Origin of the sequence: Nonomuraea fastidiosa (genome assembly GCF_042751225.1) — a bacterium.
In the GTDB taxonomy this organism is placed as follows: domain Bacteria; phylum Actinomycetota; class Actinomycetes; order Streptosporangiales; family Streptosporangiaceae; genus Nonomuraea; species Nonomuraea fastidiosa.
Genome location: NZ_CP170570.1, coordinates 7,013,770 through 7,029,464 on the forward strand (window position 1 = coordinate 7,013,770; position 15,695 = coordinate 7,029,464).

At 71.8% G+C, this 15,695-nt stretch carries 11 protein-coding genes; 3 read left to right on the forward strand and 8 right to left on the reverse strand.

Translation table 11 applies throughout. The features are described 5' to 3' along the window. Nucleotides 1-107: 107 nt before the first annotated feature. From ACFMQL_RS32110 to ACFMQL_RS32120, 3 genes are all read right to left on the reverse strand, one after another. Nucleotides 108-2,417 carry an FAD-dependent oxidoreductase gene (locus tag ACFMQL_RS32110; protein WP_378788499.1) on the reverse strand — a complete coding sequence of 770 codons (2,310 nt, stop codon included), beginning with the start codon at nucleotides 2,415-2,417 and terminating at the stop codon, nucleotides 108-110. Continuing rightward, a complete protein-coding gene (locus ACFMQL_RS32115; RefSeq protein WP_378788501.1) occupies nucleotides 2,414-3,340 on the reverse strand; it encodes a hypothetical protein in 927 nt (308 codons plus the stop codon). The genes ACFMQL_RS32110 and ACFMQL_RS32115 overlap by 4 nt, the downstream gene beginning before the upstream one ends. Before the next feature lie 103 nt (nucleotides 3,341-3,443). Further along, the gene (locus ACFMQL_RS32120; RefSeq protein WP_378788503.1) at nucleotides 3,444-4,400 is read right to left on the reverse strand and encodes a hypothetical protein; all 957 of its coding nucleotides are present in this window, start codon (nucleotides 4,398-4,400) and stop codon (nucleotides 3,444-3,446) included. 137 nt (nucleotides 4,401-4,537) lie between these two features. Here ACFMQL_RS32120 and ACFMQL_RS32125 point away from each other — a divergent pair, with 137 nt between their 5' ends. After that, on the forward strand, nucleotides 4,538-6,151 hold the full coding sequence (locus ACFMQL_RS32125) for a hypothetical protein (protein WP_378788504.1): 1,614 nt from the start codon (nucleotides 4,538-4,540) through the stop codon (nucleotides 6,149-6,151). Nucleotides 6,152-6,229: 78 nt separating this feature from the next. On the opposite strand, the gene ACFMQL_RS32130 is transcribed toward ACFMQL_RS32125, so the two are convergent. After that, entirely contained in the window at nucleotides 6,230-7,708 is a 1,479-nt protein-coding gene (locus tag ACFMQL_RS32130; protein ID WP_378788506.1) for an MFS transporter, read from the reverse strand. A 124-nt stretch (nucleotides 7,709-7,832) separates the two neighbouring features. Between ACFMQL_RS32130 and ACFMQL_RS32135 the strand changes: the two genes are divergently transcribed. After that, nucleotides 7,833-8,294, forward strand: a complete 462-nt coding sequence (locus ACFMQL_RS32135) for a MarR family transcriptional regulator (protein WP_364052442.1) — start codon at nucleotides 7,833-7,835, stop codon at nucleotides 8,292-8,294. A gap of 255 nt (nucleotides 8,295-8,549) precedes the next feature. Here the strand turns inward: ACFMQL_RS32135 and ACFMQL_RS32140 are convergent, their stop codons facing one another. From ACFMQL_RS32140 to ACFMQL_RS32155, 4 genes are read right to left on the reverse strand one after another with little or no spacing between them, the layout of a single operon-like run. Then, nucleotides 8,550-10,589 (reverse strand): dipeptide ABC transporter ATP-binding protein, encoded by a 2,040-nt coding sequence (locus ACFMQL_RS32140; protein WP_378788508.1) that lies wholly within the window; start codon nucleotides 10,587-10,589, stop codon nucleotides 8,550-8,552. A gap of 17 nt (nucleotides 10,590-10,606) precedes the next feature. After that, nucleotides 10,607-11,491, reverse strand: coding sequence for an ABC transporter permease (locus ACFMQL_RS32145; RefSeq protein WP_364052436.1), 885 nt, complete (start codon nucleotides 11,489-11,491; stop codon nucleotides 10,607-10,609). Continuing rightward, on the reverse strand, nucleotides 11,488-12,447 hold the full coding sequence (locus tag ACFMQL_RS32150) for an ABC transporter permease (RefSeq protein ID WP_364052433.1): 960 nt from the start codon (nucleotides 12,445-12,447) through the stop codon (nucleotides 11,488-11,490). The genes ACFMQL_RS32145 and ACFMQL_RS32150 overlap by 4 nt, the downstream gene beginning before the upstream one ends. Nucleotides 12,448-12,450: 3 nt before the next feature. Then, nucleotides 12,451-14,181, reverse strand: a complete 1,731-nt coding sequence (locus tag ACFMQL_RS32155; protein ID WP_378788509.1) for a peptide ABC transporter substrate-binding protein — start codon at nucleotides 14,179-14,181, stop codon at nucleotides 12,451-12,453. A 314-nt stretch (nucleotides 14,182-14,495) separates the two neighbouring features. On the opposite strand from ACFMQL_RS32155, the gene ACFMQL_RS32160 reads away from it, so the two are divergent. Continuing rightward, nucleotides 14,496-15,674, forward strand: a complete 1,179-nt coding sequence (locus tag ACFMQL_RS32160; protein WP_364052427.1) for an ROK family transcriptional regulator — start codon at nucleotides 14,496-14,498, stop codon at nucleotides 15,672-15,674. The last annotated feature ends 21 nt before the right edge of the window (nucleotides 15,675-15,695 follow it).

The following is a 15,695-nucleotide window of genomic DNA, read 5'->3' on the forward strand; positions in this document are numbered from 1 at the left end:
GGCTCCAATCATCGTTCATGGAGCGTAGAACGCGCGGGGGCGGCGTGCGTACCCGGGGGCGGGCCGCGCGAGGCGGCCCTTGATGGATGGTGCCGGGTGGTGCCGGGTCAGGTCGCGCGCGGGCCGAGCAGGACCGGCATGGCGCGGGTGCTGTTGCCGAGCAGCGTGTCCAGCGGCGGCAGCTCCTCGACGGGCCTGGCGAGCCGCATGCCGGGGAAGGCGGAGAACAGCGCGCGCAGCGCGATCTCGCCTTCGAGCCTGGCCAGCGGCGCGCCGAGGCAGAAGTGCGGCCCGTGCCCGAAGGCGAGGTGCTGGGCCGGCGGCCGGGTGATGTCGAAGGTGCCGGCGTCGGGTCCGAACTGGTCGGGGTCGCGTCCGGTGGAGGCGAAGCAGGCCAGTACGGGCTCCCCCGCGCGCAGCCGTACGCCGTCGATCTCGACGTCTTGGACGGCGTAGCGCATCGGGAAGTACGCGATGGGCGAGTCCCAGCGCAGCGTCTCCTCGACGGCGGCGCTGTACGGGCACTGCCCCGACCGCAGCAGATCGAGCTGGCCGGGCCGGGTGAGCAGGGCGCCGATGGCGTTGGTGATGAGGTTGACGGTGGTGACGTGCCCGGCGATGAACAGCAGCTCGATGGTGGCGAACAGCTCGTCCTCCGACAGCCGCCCGCCGTCCTTCTCGTGCAGCCGGAACAGGTCGGTGATGAGGTCCTCTCCCGGTGTGCCGCGGCGCTCGTCGATGATCTGGTCGAGCAGTTCGCGCAGCTCCTTGCGCAGGCCGGGCGAGTCTTCCAGGTCGCCGACCTGGGCGACGGCGTCGGTGAGCCGGTGCAGCTCGTCCTGGTGCTCGGGCGGGATGCCGATCAGCTCGGAGATGACCTCGCGCGGCAGCGGGTAGGCGAACTCGGCCCGCAGGTCGACCGGCTCGTCGGGTGGCTGCTCGGCGAGGTGGTCGATGAGCCGGCCGGTGAGCTCCTCGATGCGCGGGCGCAGGGCGTTCAGCCGGCGCTGCGAGAACGCGGCGGTGAGCGGCATGCGCAGCCGGCGGTGGCGCTCGCCTTCGGCGTTGAGCATCGAGGTGTCGGTGACGATGCGGTCGATGGCGGTGCCGGGCTTCAGCGCGTCGCGGCCGGACCAGTGGCGCAGCTCGCGCGACATGTCCGGGTGCGTGAGGACGGTCATGACGGTGGCGTACCGGGTGGCGGCCCAGACCGGCACGCCTTCGGCGGTGACGGGCACGAGCGGTCCCGCGGCGCGCAGGCGCTCGTTGTCGCCGTGGATGTCGCGGGTGGCCGGGTCGAGGATGAAACGGTCGTCGGTCATGGTCATCCCGTTCGTCGTGGGCTCACCGCGAGCGCGGTGACGTCCATACCGGGGTCTCGGCCGAGGTAGAGGTCGCGGACCAGCTCTCCGGCGGCGGGCGCGTTGCACAGGCCGTGGCCGGAGAAGCCGGTGGCGTACAGGAAGGCCGGCGGGGCCCGGCTGGTGGCCGATGAAGGCGGTCTTGTCGGGGCTGGCGTCGCGCAGCCCGGTGACGGCGGTGTGCAGGGCCAGCCCGGCCAGGCTCGGGTACGTCTCGGCGAGCCGGGCGGCGACGTCGCGGCGCCAGGACTCGCGGTCGGATCCCGGATAGCCCATGCCGATGAGCAGCCGGCCCTCGCGCACGCGGACGAGCAGGCCGCTGGCGGCGTGCAGGGTGACCGGGATGTCGGGCGTGCCGGGCGGGAGCGGGTCGGTGGTGAGCAGCTCCTGCTCGATGGGCTCGGTGAGCGGCAGGTCCACGCCGGCGCAGCGGACGAGCGCGGCCGACCAGGCGCCCGCGGCGCAGACGACGGCGTCGGCGGAGATCTCGCCTTCTGCGGTCTGGACGCGGCCCGCCTCGATGTCGATGGCGGTGACCGGGCAGCCGGTGCGCAGCGTGGCGCCCGCCTTCTCCGCGGCCACGGCGTAGGCGTTGACGATGGCCGTGGTGTCGGAGATGAAGGCGTCGGGCGAGTAGGCGGCGGCCTGCAGCGGCAGGTCCCCGATGAGCGGGTTGCGCTGCCGTGCCTCGTCGGCGCTGATGAGGCCGACGTTCACGCCGGCGGCCTGCTGGGCGGGCAGGTCGGCTTCGAAGGCGGCGACCTGCTCGGGCTGGGTGAACAGCACCAGGTAGCCGACCTGGCGCAGCGGCAGCTCGATGCCGGGCCGTTCCGGGAAGGCGTGGTAGGCGGCGAGGCTGCGGACGGCGAGCGCGGAGCTGACCGGGTTGCCGGCGAAGTAGGAGCGTACGACGTCGGCGGTGGCGCGGGAGGCGCCGGAGCCGAGCGCGCCGCGCTCCAGCAGGGTGACCTCGACGCCGGCCTCGGCGAGGTGGTAGGCGGCCGACAGGCCGATGACGCCGCCGCCGATCACCACCGCCCGCGATCCGGCGCTCATGCCGGCACCTGCAGTCTGCGCAGGTGGTCGCCGGCCTCCCACGGGAACAGGTGCAGGTTCCAGCCGCCGAGGCAGTTGCAGTACAGGGCCATGTGGGCCATGATCGCGATGTAGTCCTCGTGGCTGTCGAGGCGTTCGAGGCCGTCCAGCAGGCGCTGGGTGAAGTCCCACAGGCGGTCGAGGCCGCAGTAGCCGAGGAACTCGGCGGGCGTGTGGGCGAGCTGGCGGGTCATCTGGCGCAGCCACGGCATGGGCATGCCGTCGAGCGCGGCGCGGACGAGGCCGCCGTAGCAGCTGTAGCCGAGCGGGCGGGTCTCGCCGTTGACGAACAGCAGCGTCGTCAGGACGGTCTCGTAGCTGCCCGCGCCGGACGGGATGCGGCCTTCGTGCAGGTCGAGCAGCTCTCTGGGCGGGTCGAGCCAGATGCGTTCGGTCTCGGCGTGCACTTCCTTGGCGAGCTGGTTGAGCTCGGGGTCGCCGACGGGCAGGCGGGGCAGGACGTGGCCGCCGCTCTCGCCGGCGCGGCGGACTTCGGCGATGACGGGTTCCTTGGTGGTGTAGACGGACCTCCACACCTCGCGGCCGGCGTGGACGAGGGCGTCGAGGTCCTCTTCGACGACCTGGCCGATCGGGGTGGCGGTCATGGGCTCGGTGAGCTCGCCGTACTTGATGCCGAGGTGCTGCAGGCGCGAGCAGAACAGGGTGCCGTCGGGCACCGTACGGCGGTCCACCTTGTACTCGGCGGCGGTGTGCAGCAGGGCGTGGACCGGGGCGACGTGGTACAGGTGGTACCCGGCGACCAGGGCGTGTCCTTGGAGGCTGCGGTAGGGCAGCGCGTCCCACAGGGCCTGGGCGAGCGAGGGGTTGCGCTGGTCGAGTTCGGCGGCCACGGTGATGCCGAGGCTGGGCCACGATATTTCCACATGCTTAGTCTCGTTCACACTACGTCACTCTAACGTCACGTTTGGTGGCGATCGTGTGGGGGTGGGAGTGTTGACCGCCCTTTGACCTGGGCGTTCGCGCGGGTCAGGCGAACGGGCCGTGCTCGCCGGCCCAGATGGAGGCGGGGTCGACGTAGGGGCGCAGCAGCTCGGTCAGCTCGCGGTCGGGGCGGCCGTCGAGCTCGTGGGCCGCGGCCCTGCGGGCGACGCCCGCCAGCACGTCGGCGACCTGCAGGCGCTCGTCCAGCTCGGAGTTGATGAGGCGCAGCCCGGCCATGCGGCCGCCGAGGATCCGCCGCATCTGATCGATCCGCTCGTCGGTCAGCGTGGTCTGGCGGTCGTGCACGACGACGACGGGGCCGCGGCCATCGCCCCAGGAGGTGACGGCCGCGGCGATGGCGGGGATGAGCGGGTCGAGCGCGGGGAAGACGTAGGGGTCGGCGAGCAGGCGTTCCCTGAACTCCTCGACCCGGTCGCGGGCCCGCCACAGCGCGCGCATGACCTCGCCCGCGGGGCCGCCGGCCGCGCGCATCTCCTGGACCAGCAGGTACGCGTCGGCGACCGAGATGGTGATGCCGTGGCCGTTCTTGGCGCGCAGCAGATAGTTGAAGGAGTCGAGGAAGGCGGCCCACAGGCCGGGGCCGAAGGCGCGGGGGCCCTCGCGGTAGAGGGTGACGGCGGCGGCTCTGGCGCGCGGGTCGAGGCCGATGCGCGGGGTGTGGTCGTCCTGCAGCAGGCCGGCGACCTTGCCGACGATGTAGAAGGTCTTGTCGGTGAGGAAGACGCGCACGTGGCCGAGCACCGGGCCGCCGGGGCCGAGCAGCCAGAGCAGGGCGGCGCGGTGCTTGTCACGCAGGACGTGGCCGGCGCGGTATTCGGTGGCGGGGGTGGGCGCCCGTTCGCGCAGCTCGGCGACGCAGGCGGCGGCCGTGTCGCGGTCCATGAGCACGCTGGCGTGCGCGAAGACGCTGCTGTTGCCGCCGACGAGTTTCTCGCCCTCCGCGCCGGACTCGTCGCACGCGACCTCGAGGGGTTGCGACACGTTGCTGAATCTAGCCGGGGCGGTGGGCCCGCCGCGAGGAGATTTTCCGCCGGTCGGGCGGGGTGCCCGGCGATGAGCGGTGTGCGGGGTTCTGGGAGAATCGCGGGACGCCCTGCTGGAAGGAGCGCATCGACCGCATGCCTGCCGACACGTTGACCCGTCTGGTCCGCGAGATTCACGAGGAGGCCGAACGGGCGCGCGCGACCCCGGCTCCCGAGCTGACCTTCTCGCTGTGGCGCCGCTTCGCCGACACCGGCGACCGGCTGGCGTACGAGGGCGCCTACTTCGAGCGGCGCCGCCGGCTCGCCGCGCTGCTGCTGGCCGCCCACCTGGACGATCGTCCCGACCCGGCGCTGGACGACCTGCTGTGGTCGGTGTGCGACGAGCGCTCGTGGGTGCTGCCCGCGCACGAGCCGGAGGGCGGCGACCCCAACGCGTTCGTGGACCTGTTCGCCGCCGAGACGGCGCAGACGCTGGCGGAGGGCGTGTGCCTGCTGGGCGGGCACGTGGACGCGCGGGTGCGCGACCGGGTGCGCGAGGAGGTGGAGCGGCGGGTCTTCGCGCCGCTCGCCGAGCGGACGATGTGGTGGGAGTCGGCCCGGCACAACTGGTCGGCGGTGTGCGCGGGCGCGGCGGGCGCGGCGGCGCTCGCGCTGGACGCCGGTCACGTGGTGACGCGGCTGAAGGGCGCGATGAAGGCGTTCTTGTCCGGTACGGGGGCCGACGGCGCCTGCCTGGAGGGCCCGGACTACTGGGCGTACGGCTTCGGGTACTTCGTCTACTTCGCCGAAGCGCTGCGCGAGCACACCGGCGAGGACCTGCTCGACGATCCGCACGTACGGGAGATGGCCGCCTACCCGGCCCGGGTGGACCTCGGCGACGGCACCAGGCCGGCGTTCGCCGACGCGCAGGCGCGCGGCGCGTACCCGGCGGGGCTGCTGTCGCGGCTGTCGGAGCGGCTCGGCGTGCCGCTGCCGGTGCGGCGGGGCGAGCCGTCGTTCCACGACGACGCCTGCTACCGGTGGGCGCACCTGTCGCGCACGTTGTGGTGGACCCGGGAGGAGCCGCCCGCCGAGCCGGAGCCGCACTCGTACCTGCCGGACGCGGGGATCGTGGTGGCCAGGGCGGGCCGGTCGGCGTTCGCGGCCAAAGGCGGGCACAACGACGAGCCGCACAACCACCTCGACGTCGGCACGTTCGTGCTGCACGTGCGCGGCGAGACGCTGCTGGACGACCTGGGCGCGCCCGAGTACACCCGCGACTACTTCCGCGAGGGCCGCTACCTGGTGCCGCAGGCGTCGGCGGAGTGGCACTCGGTGCCGCTGGTCGAGGGGCAGGGACAGGTGCCGGGGCGGGAGCGGCGCGCCGAGGTGATCGAGCACGCCGCCTCCGGTGACGCGGTGACGTTCGCGCTGGACCTCACCGCCGCGTACGAGGTGCCCTGCCTGGAGCGGCTGACCCGCACGTTCCGGTGGCGGCCCGGCGGGCTGGAGCTGACCGACGCCTTCGGCTTCACCACGCCGGACGCGCTGGTGGCCGAGCTGTTCGTCTCGCGCCGCCGTCCGGTGCTCGGCGAGGGCAGCGTCGCGTGGGGCCCGGTCACGCTCCAGGTGCCGGACGGGTGGCGGGCGGAGGCCGACGAGCTGGAGGTGCGCGGTCACGACGGCGAGCCGGAGACCGTGCACCGGGTGCGGCTGTCGGCCAGGGTGGCGACCGGCGAGCACCGCTTCGTCTTCACGCTGCCCGAGTGAGCCGGGCCGAAGTCGGCCGGGCCGGAGTGAGCCGTGCCGGGCCGAGTGGCGCGGGACCGGGGCGCGCCCGGCCCGGTGTCAGGACTCGGTGGCGGGCGCGGGGTCGGTGGCGACGATCACGCGGCGGGGCGGGCCGCCGCGCCCCGGCAGCGCCATCGTGATGAGCGCGGCGGCGAGGGCCGCGCCGCAGCCGATGAGCATGCCGGTGTGGAAGCCGTCCTGCGACGGCAGCGGATGCCCGCCGAAGTCGATGGTGAGGTGCGAGAGCACGACCCCGACCACGGCGGCCGAGACGGTGGTGCCGATGGAGCGCATCAGCGTGTTGAAGCTGTTGGCCGCGCCGGTCTCGGAGCGCGGCACCGCGCCCATGATGAGTGCGGGCATCGAGCCGTACGCGAAGCCGACGCCGATGCTGCACACGCAGCTGATGACGAGCAGCCCCCAGGTGGAGCCGAGCAGGACCACCGACAGGCCGTAGCCGAGCGCCATGACGAGGCTGCCGGTGATGAGCGTGACCTTGGGGCCGCGCGCGGCCGACAGGCGGGCGCCGACCGGCGAGACGATCATCATCATGAGGCCGGAGGGCGCCATCCACAGACCGGCGGCCAGCATCGACTGGCCCAGGCCGTAGCCGGTGGCGGCGGGAAGCTGCAGGATCTGGATGACGATCAGCGACTGGGCGTACATGGCGAAGCCGACCACGATCGAGGCGACGTTCGTCACCAGCACCTGCGGGCGGGCGGTGACGCGCAGGTCCACCAGCGGGTCGCGGGTGCGCAGCTCCCACCAGCCCCACAGCGGCAGCAGCAGCGCGGCGGCGGCCAGCAGCCCGAGTGTGGGCGCGCTGCCGAAGCCCCAGTCGGCGCCCTTGGAGATGCCGAGGAGCAGGCAGATCAGCCCGGCGCCGAGGCCGAGCGCGCCGGCGACGTCCACGCGGCCGTGCGCCGAGGCCGGTGTGTACGGCACCAGCAGCCGGATGAGCGCGGCCACCAGCAGCCCGAGCGCGGCCGTGGCCCAGAAGAGCACGCGCCAGCTCGCGTACTCGGCGACGGCGGCGGCGAGCGGCAGGCCGAGCGCGCCGCCGATGCCCAGGGAGGAGCTCATGAGCGCGATGGCCGAGCCGAGCCGGTCGGGCGGCAGGACCTCGCGCAGGGCGCTGATGCCGAGCGGGATCAGGCCCATGCCCATGCCCTGCAGGCCGCGTCCGGCGATCATGGGGGCGAGCGAGCCGGCCAGCGCGCAGGTGACACAGCCGAGGACCAGCGGCACGGCGCAGACGAGCATCATGCGGCGCTTGCCGTACAGGTCGCCGAGCCGTCCCATGACCGGGGTGGTGACGGCGCCGGCCAGCAGGGTCACGGTGATCACCCAGGAGGTGTCGGACGCGCTCGCGTTCAGCATCTCCGGCAGGCGGCCGATGAGCGGGACGACGAGGGTCTGGGTGAGTGAGGCGACGATGCCGGCGACGGCCATCACGGTGACGATGCCGTGGCGGCCGTCGCGGGCGGCGGGTTGGCTGGGCTCTTCTTCCACGCGGTTCCCCCCGATGGTGTTCACGTCACGTCGATCTTGAAAGCGATGTGCACCATACACATAACGTGTTAAATGCACACATTGTGGGTGCTGCACATTTCTGTGGAAGATATGCTGACCCGCACCCATGGTTGGGAGAAGGACTGGCATGGACGAGCCCACGGACTCCCTGGCCGCCGTCGAGTACGAGACCATGCGGCTCGGCCGGCACCGCCACCTCGACCGCAGCGCGTACGTCCTGCTCAGCCGGATCCGGAGGGAAGGCCCGATGTCCATCGGGCAGCTCAGCACGGCGCTCGGCCTCGACGTCTCCACGCTCAACCGGCACACCGCGGCCCTGCTGCGCGAAGGGCTCGCGGAGCGCATCGCCGACCCCGACGGCGGCATCGCCCGCAAGTTCCGCCTCACCCCCGCGGGCGAGCGATTCCTGGACGGCGAGCAGGCCAGGAACCTCGACGGGCTGCGCGAGGTGCTGGCCGGCTGGCCGGACGACGACGTCGCCGCCTTCGCCGCCTATCTGCGGCGCTTCAACGGCGACGTCGAGCGCTCCGCCTCCCGGCCCTGGCCCCACCACGCCCGCAAGGGCGTGGCCGGCCCCTCGGGCGGTTAGGCCCGCGGAAGCGCGCCCCGGCTCCGCGGGGAACCGGGGCGGCTCCGCCTGATCCGGCTACGCCGGCAAAAGCGCGGCCTGAACCGGTTACTCGTATTGAGCCCGCTGAAGAGCTGCCTGAGCCGGTTGCTCCCGTCACACCCGCTGAAGAGCTGCCTGAAACGGTCGCTCCCGTCACACTCGCTACAGCGCGGCGCTTGAACCGGTTGCTCCCGTCACATCCGCTACAGCGCGGCTTTGAGCCGGTTGCTCCCGTTACACCCGCAGGGGAGCGGCCGCTTCGGCCTGGCCCGGTTCCCCGCGCAGCGGGAAGTGGCAGGCGACCTGGTGCTTCCCGCCTTGCAGCGGCGGCTCGGTCGCGCAGATGTCCTGCGCCAGCGGGCAGCGGGTGCGGAAGCGGCAGCCGGTCGGCGGGTTGAGCGCGCTCGGCAGCTCGCCCTTGATGGTGGTGTCGGGGCTCGGCACGTGATCGGGGTCCGGCGACGGCACGGCGTCGAGCAGCGCCTGCGTGTACGGGTGGCGCGGCGCGCGCACGACCTGGTGCGCGGGGCCGATCTCCACCATCTTGCCGAGGTACATCACGCCGATCCTGTCGGCCATGTAGTCGACGACCGACAGGTCGTGGCTGATGAACACGTACGACAGGCCCAGCTCGCCCTGCAGGTCCCGCATGAGGTTGAGCACCTGCGCCTGCACCGACACATCCAGCGCGCTGACCGGCTCGTCGGCCACGATGAGCCGCGGGTTGAGCGCCAGCGACCTGGCCAGCCCGATGCGCTGGAGCTGGCCGCCGGAGAACTCGTGCGGGTAGCGCTCCAGCGCCCGCCGCGGCAGCCCGACCTGGTCGAGCAGCTCGCTCACCCGGGCCCGCCGCGAGGCGGCGTCGCCCACCCCCTGAATCTCCAGCGGCTCGGTGAGTATCGCGTCGATGCGCATGCGCGGGTTCATCGCCGCGTAGCTGTCCTGGAACATCAGCTGCACCTGGCGGTGCATGCGGTGGCGGGCGCGCCGGTCGAGGGTGGCGATGTCGGTGCCGTCCACCACGATCCTGCCGCTGGTGGCCGGTTCGAGCCCGGCGACGAGGCGGCCGACGGTGGACTTGCCGCAGCCGGACTCGCCCACGATGCCGAGCGTCTCGCCGGGCACGACGTCGAACGACACCCCGGCCACGGCGCTGACCCTGCCCTTGGCCCTGCGCAGCCCCGCGCCGCCCGCCTCGTACTCCTTGACCAGGTCGCGCACGCTGAGGATCGGCTCGGCGGCGGAGGCGGCGGACTGTTCGCGCCCGGTGGGCGGGGCGAGCACGACCGGCTCGGTGACCGGATGCAGGCAGGCGAAGGCGTGCCCGTCGCCGGCCGGGACCAGCTCGATGTCGCCGGTGCGGCACTCGTCGGTGGCGAAGCGGCAGCGCGGCGCGAACCGGCAGCCGGTCAGCGGGCGTGACAGGTCGGGCGGCAGGCCGGGGATGCTGTAGAGGCGGCCGCCGCCGTCGGCGGCAGACTCCGGCAGTGCCCGCATGAGCGCCTCGGTGTAGCGGTGCTTGGGCGCGCGGAACAGCTCGGCGGTGGTGGCGGTCTCCACGACGCGGCCCGCGTACATGACGGCGACCCGGTCGGCGCGGCCGGCGATCACCCCGAGGTCGTGGGTGACCAGGATGACCGCCATCTTGAACTCCTCGCGCAGGTCGTCGATGAGCTCGAGGATCTGGCGCTGGGTGGTGACGTCCAGGGCCGTGGTGGGCTCGTCGGCGATGAGCAGGCGCGGGGAGCGGATGAGCGCCATGGCGATGACCACGCGCTGGCGCATGCCGCCGGAGAGCTGGTGCGGATAGTCATCGACGATCTTGTCAGGGCGCGGCATGCCGACCCGGCGCAGGATCTCGATCGCCCGCTCGCGCGCCTCGGCCTTGCCGACCTTCTGGTGCACGCGCAGCGGCTCGGCCACCTGCGCGCCGATGCGCATGGTGGGGTTGAGCGAGGTGAGCGGGTCCTGGAAGACCATGCCCATCTCCACGCCGCGCACCCGGCGCAGCTCGGCCGGCTGCATCGTGCGCAGGTCGCGGCCGTCGAAGAGGATCTCGCCGCCGACGACCGAGCCGCCGGTGGGCAGCAGCCCCATGATCGACAGCACGGTCATGGTCTTGCCGCTGCCCGACTCGCCCACGATGCCGAGCGTCTCGCCCTGGCCGACCTCGAGGTTGACGCGATCGAGCGCGTGCACGGTGCCGCGCCGCAGCGCGATGTCGGTGCTGAGGTCGCGCAGCCGCAGCAGCGGCCCGCTGGTGGGGTGCCCCATGGTACGGAAAACTCCTGTCAACGCCGCCGGAGGCGGACCTCGAAGACGTCCCTCAGGCCGTCGCCGATGAAGTTGAAGGCGAGGACGATGAGGATGATGGCGATGCCCGGCGGGTACAGCAGCCACCAGTGGCCGCTGAAGGTGTCCGACAGTCCGTCCGACAGCATGCCGCCCCAGTTCGCCGCGGGTGGCGGCACGCCCAGGCCGAGGAAGGACAGGTAGGCCACGTACAGGATGGCGTCGGCCACCTGGAAGGTGGCGTTGACGATCACGGTGCCGATGGCGTTGGGGATGATGTGCCGGCGCACCGCGCGCCCGCCGGTGCCGCCCATGCCGCGCATCGCCATGACGTACTCGCGGGTGCGCAGCGTCAGCGCCTCGCCGCGCACCAGCCGGGCGGGGCCGAGCCAGGCGAAGGCGCCGATGATGACGATGAGCATCGGCACGGTCGGCGTGACGATCGAGGCCATGAGCATGAACAGGAACAGCGCCGGGATCGACATGAACGCGTCGACCACGCGCATCATGACCGCGTCCACCCAGCCGCCGGCGAAACCGGCGACCGCGCCCCAGACGGTGCCGACGACCGTGGCCAGCAGGCCCGCCGCCAGGCCGACCACGATGGACGTCTGCCCGCCCAGCATGAGCCGGCCGAGCTGGTCGTAGCCGACGCCGTCGGTGCCGAGCGGATGCCCGTCGGTGCCCGGGGTGAGGAACACCTTGGTCAGGTCGGTGTGCACCTGGTCGGTCTGGTAGAACAGCGGCCCGAGGAAGCTGAAGGCGGCCAGCACCACGAACAGGCCCACGCCCACCAGGGCCAGCCGGTTCTCGCAGAAGACCTCCAGGCCCTGGCGCCACATGCCGCGGACGGGTGCCTCGTCCTCGTGGGGGATCGCGGTCATGAGCGGCCTGCCTTGAGCCGGACGCGCGGGTCGACCGCAGCGTAGAGCACGTCGGCGATCAGCGCGCCCACCACGGTGGCCACCGAGATCAGCAGCGTGACGCCGAGCAGGATCGGGTAGTCCCGCTTGAGCGCCGCCTGCCAGAACAGCAGCCCCATGCCGGGGTAGTTGAACAGCCGCTCGACGACCAGGGCGCCGCTGAACAGCGCCGGCAGGTACATGCCGAGCAGTGTGATGACGGGGAACAGGCCGTTGCGCAGGGTGTGGCCGACGATCACGCGGGTTTCCGAAAGGCCCTTGCTGCGGGCCGTGCGTACGTAGTTCTCGTTCAGGTTGTCGACCATGGACGAGCGCACGTAGCGGGAGTAGACCGCGACGGTGAGGATCGCCAGCGTGACCGTCGGCAGCACCAGCCCCTCGGGCTCGGCCAGCATCTCCGCCAGCGTGAAGCCCTGCGGCGCCTCAGGCGGCAGCAGCGGCCACACCTGGGAGAACAGGATGATCATCATGAGGCCCATGAAGAAGATCGGGGTGGCGTAGGCCAGCAGCGACAGCCCGTTGATGGTGTAGTCGGGCCAGCGGTTGCGCCGCACGGCCTGCACCACGCCGAGCGGAATGGCCACCACGACCGCCAGCAGGGTCGAGGCCAGCGACAGCAGCATGGTCTTGGGCAGCCGCTGCCCGATGGCCTCGGCCACCGACTGGTTGAGCTGGAAGGAGTAGCCGAGGTCGCCGGTGACCAGCCGCTGCAGGTACATCGCGTACTGCTGCCACAGCGGCCGGTCGTACCCCATCTCGTGGTTGAAGGCCGCGATCTGCTCGAGCGTCGCTTCCTTGCCCAGGATGGCCCTGGCCGCGCCTCCCGGGAGCAGGTGCAGGATCACGAACGTGATCAGCGTCACCAGGATCACGATGACCAGGGCCTGGCCCAGGCGGGTGAGGAGGTACCGGGCCAAGGGTCAGCTCTTCCAGGACCAGTCTTGGAAGTACATGAGGTTCATCGGGTCCTGCGGCTCGACGCCCTGCAGCTCCGACTTGTACGCCGAGATCTGGTAGACGGGGTTGGGCATCCACAGCACCGGCAGGTCCTTGGCCAGGAAGTCGTTGTACTCCTGGAGGGCGCCGGCGTCGGCGGAGAACTGCGCCTTCTCGATGAGCTCGTCGGCTTCGGGGTTGCTGTAGCTGCCGAGGTTGACGGGGGCGTCGGTCTGGAAGAGCCGCTCGCCGGAGGCGAAGGCCGGGTAGTACCAGCTGCCCTGGGAGCCGAAGAACGACATGTCCCAGTCGCACTTGGACTCCTCCGGCTTGCAGGCGGGGGTGACCGCGACGGAGTCGGGCACCTCCTTGATCGTCAGCTGCACGCCGACCTTGGCCATCTGCGACTTGATCTCGGCGAACATCTTGGTGGTCGCGGAGAAGCCGGACTGGCTGGTGACGGTGAAGCTCAGCGGGGTGTCCTTGGCGATGCCCTCACCGCACAGCGACGGGTCGGCGCAGGTGGTCTGCCCGTCGGGGACGACCTTCCAGCCGTGGCTCTCCAGCAGCTGCTTGGCCTTGGCCGGGTCGAACGGGTAGACGCAGCCCTGGCCGGGCGGCGTGCCCTGCTTGGCCGGGACCGGGCCGCAGGTCGGCTGCGCCATGCCGGCCCAGATGACCTTGCTGATCGTCGGCTGGTCGATGAGCATCTGCAGCGCCTGGCGCAGGTAGAGCTGCTTGAACAGCGGGCCCGTCTTGGGGTTGTTGAAGTTCAGCTGCAGGTACGTGATCGACCACCCGTACCAGGGGGCGACCTTGTACCCCTTGGACTCCAGGTACGACTTCTGCGACAGGTTGGCCGGCGGGATGTAGCCGTAGTCGATGTCGCCGGCGCGCAGCACGTTGAACTCGGCGTCGTCGCCGGTGAACGGGCGCAGCACGATCTTGTTGATCTTCGGCTTGTCGGGTCCGGAGTAGGCGTCCTGCTTGGCCAGCACCACCTCGCCGCTGGGCACGTAGCTCTCCAGCTTGAAGGGGCCGCTGGTGGTCTTCCACAGCGGGTTGGTGGCGTAGGACTTGGGGTCCTTGGAGGCGGCGGTCAGCTCGTCGAACGTCTTCTTGGGGTCGCCCTTGTCCCAGGCGTGCTGGGGGAGGGGGACGATGCGGTTGAGCTGGTTGCCGACGAACCAGGCGGCGTTGTAGGCCTTCTTGGTGGTGATGGAGAAGGTCTTGTCGTCCTTGACCTTGAACTCGGCGACGTTGTCGGGGAAGCCGCCGGGCCGGTAGGAGGCCCACTTGTCCTTGTTGGCGGTGACGAGGTCCCACCAGAACCGCACGTCCTTGGTGGTGATCGGCTTGCCGTCGGACCAGGTGTCGTCCTTGAGCGTGATGGTCAGCGTCTTGCCCTTGTTGCTGACCACGGGCGGCTCGGCCAGCGACCGCGTGGTGTTGATGTTGTCCTCGGAGCTGCCGTCGAGCTGGAAGCTGTAGAGCTTGCGGTACAGGGCGGTGGAGAAGATGTCGTTCTCGCCCTGGGTGAATCCGGGGGCCGAGATCGGCAGGATCCAGTTCGGCGTGCGCAGGGCGACGGTCACGGTGTCCTTGGCCTGCGCCGCTCCGCCCTGCGGCGAAGCGCCGCCGGCGCCCGCGCTGCAGGCGGTCAAACCGAGGCCGATGGCCATCACGCCGCTCACGATGCGGGTTCTCGTCCCCATGTTTCTCCTCGTCGAGACGTGCGCGGGCCCTTCTGGGGGCCTTCAGTCCGGAGAATGTATAGAGGTGCAAGTAGTAAGTCAATGTGAAAAATCCACTTTGTTCGGGACACTTATTTCGGGATAGAGTCCGCGGCGGAGCTATCCGCCGATGAGATCCGTGCGGAACGTCCGCGACATCCGCGCGACATCTTTCGGTGATCGTCTCCGTGCCCGATGATGGGCGTCTGCTGTGATGGCCCGCCGCCGGGCCCAGGGGTCGGGCCCGCTCGCGGGCCCCCGTGCTCGCCCTGCACACTGCCAGGGGGAGGAGAGAGATGCCGGAGCCGCCCGCCAATCTGCGCGAGCAGGCGCTCAGCCTGCTGGCCAGTGGCAAGGCCGCCTCCCGGGCGGACCTGGTGGAGCTGCTGGAGGTGGCTCCCTCGACGGTTTCCAGCGTCGTACGCCGCCTGCTCGAGGAGGGCGCGATCCTGGAGGAGGGCGTGGGCGCCTCCACCGGTGGGCGCCGCCCCAAGATCCTGCGGCTGCGCGAGGACGGCGGCGTGTACGCCGTGGCCGAGCTCGGCGGCCGGCACGCCCGCGTCGGCCTGTGCGCGCCCTCGGGAGAGCTCCAGGTGGCCGAGGAGTTCGCCTGCGATATAAGCGCAGGCCCGCAGGCGATCTTCGACGAGATCACCGAGGCCTTCGACCGCATCAGGGCCGCGCACGCGCCAGGCCGCCGGCTGCTCGCCGTCGGCATGGCCCTGCCCGGCCCGGTGGACTTCCCGCACGGCCGCCTCGTCGGCCCGGCCCGCATGCCCGGCTGGAGCGGCTACGACGTGCAGAGCGACCTGCGCGAGCGGTTCCAGGTGAGCGCCGTCGTCGACAACGACGCCAAGGCCGCCGCCATCGGCGAGTACGTCACCCGCCGCGCCACCGGCGACATGATCTACGTCAAGGCCGGCAGCGGCATCGGCGGCTGCCTGGTCACCGACGGCCGCATCTACCGCGGCGGGCGCGGCCTGTCCGGCGACCTCACCCACGTGCGGGTGGCCGACAGCGGCGAGCGCGAGTGCTCCTGCGGCAGCCGCGGCTGCCTGGAGACCGTCGCGAGCGGCGCCGCGCTCGCCCGCGAGCTGGCCGGGCGCGGCCGGCCCGTCACCAACCTGCGCGACGTCGTGGCCGCCACCGTGGACGCCGACCCCGCCGTGGTCACGCTCGTCCGCCAGGCCGGGAGGCTGCTCGGCGTCGCCCTGTCGGGCCTGGTCAACTTCCTCAACCCCGACAGCGTCGTCATCGGCGGCGCGCTGTCCAGCCTCGACGTCTACGTCGCGGCCGTCAAAGGCATGCTGTACGAGCGCTGCCTGCCGCCCCTGACCCAGTCGCTGACCATCGAGCCGAGCGCCGCCGGCCCCGACGCCGCCCTCATCGGGCTCGGCCGCCTCCTGCGCGAGACGGCCGGCGTGAACCTCTCACCCGAGCAGCGGCCCGCCGCCGACGCCACCACCACCTCCTAGCCCCGAATCTTCTGGAAAGCA

Coding starts and splice junctions, on each gene's coding strand:
- ACFMQL_RS32110 (WP_378788499.1), bottom strand. CDS start 2,417: ATGAGCGCCGGATCGCGGGCGGTGGTGATCGGCGGCGGCGTCATCGGC.
- ACFMQL_RS32125 (WP_378788504.1), top strand. CDS start 4,538: ATGCCTGCCGACACGTTGACCCGTCTGGTCCGCGAGATTCACGAGGAG.
- ACFMQL_RS32135 (WP_364052442.1), top strand. CDS start 7,833: ATGGACGAGCCCACGGACTCCCTGGCCGCCGTCGAGTACGAGACCATG.
- ACFMQL_RS32140 (WP_378788508.1), bottom strand. CDS start 10,589: ATGGGGCACCCCACCAGCGGGCCGCTGCTGCGGCTGCGCGACCTCAGC.
- ACFMQL_RS32145 (WP_364052436.1), bottom strand. CDS start 11,491: ATGACCGCGATCCCCCACGAGGACGAGGCACCCGTCCGCGGCATGTGG.
- ACFMQL_RS32155 (WP_378788509.1), bottom strand. CDS start 14,181: ATGGGGACGAGAACCCGCATCGTGAGCGGCGTGATGGCCATCGGCCTC.
- ACFMQL_RS32160 (WP_364052427.1), top strand. CDS start 14,496: ATGCCGGAGCCGCCCGCCAATCTGCGCGAGCAGGCGCTCAGCCTGCTG.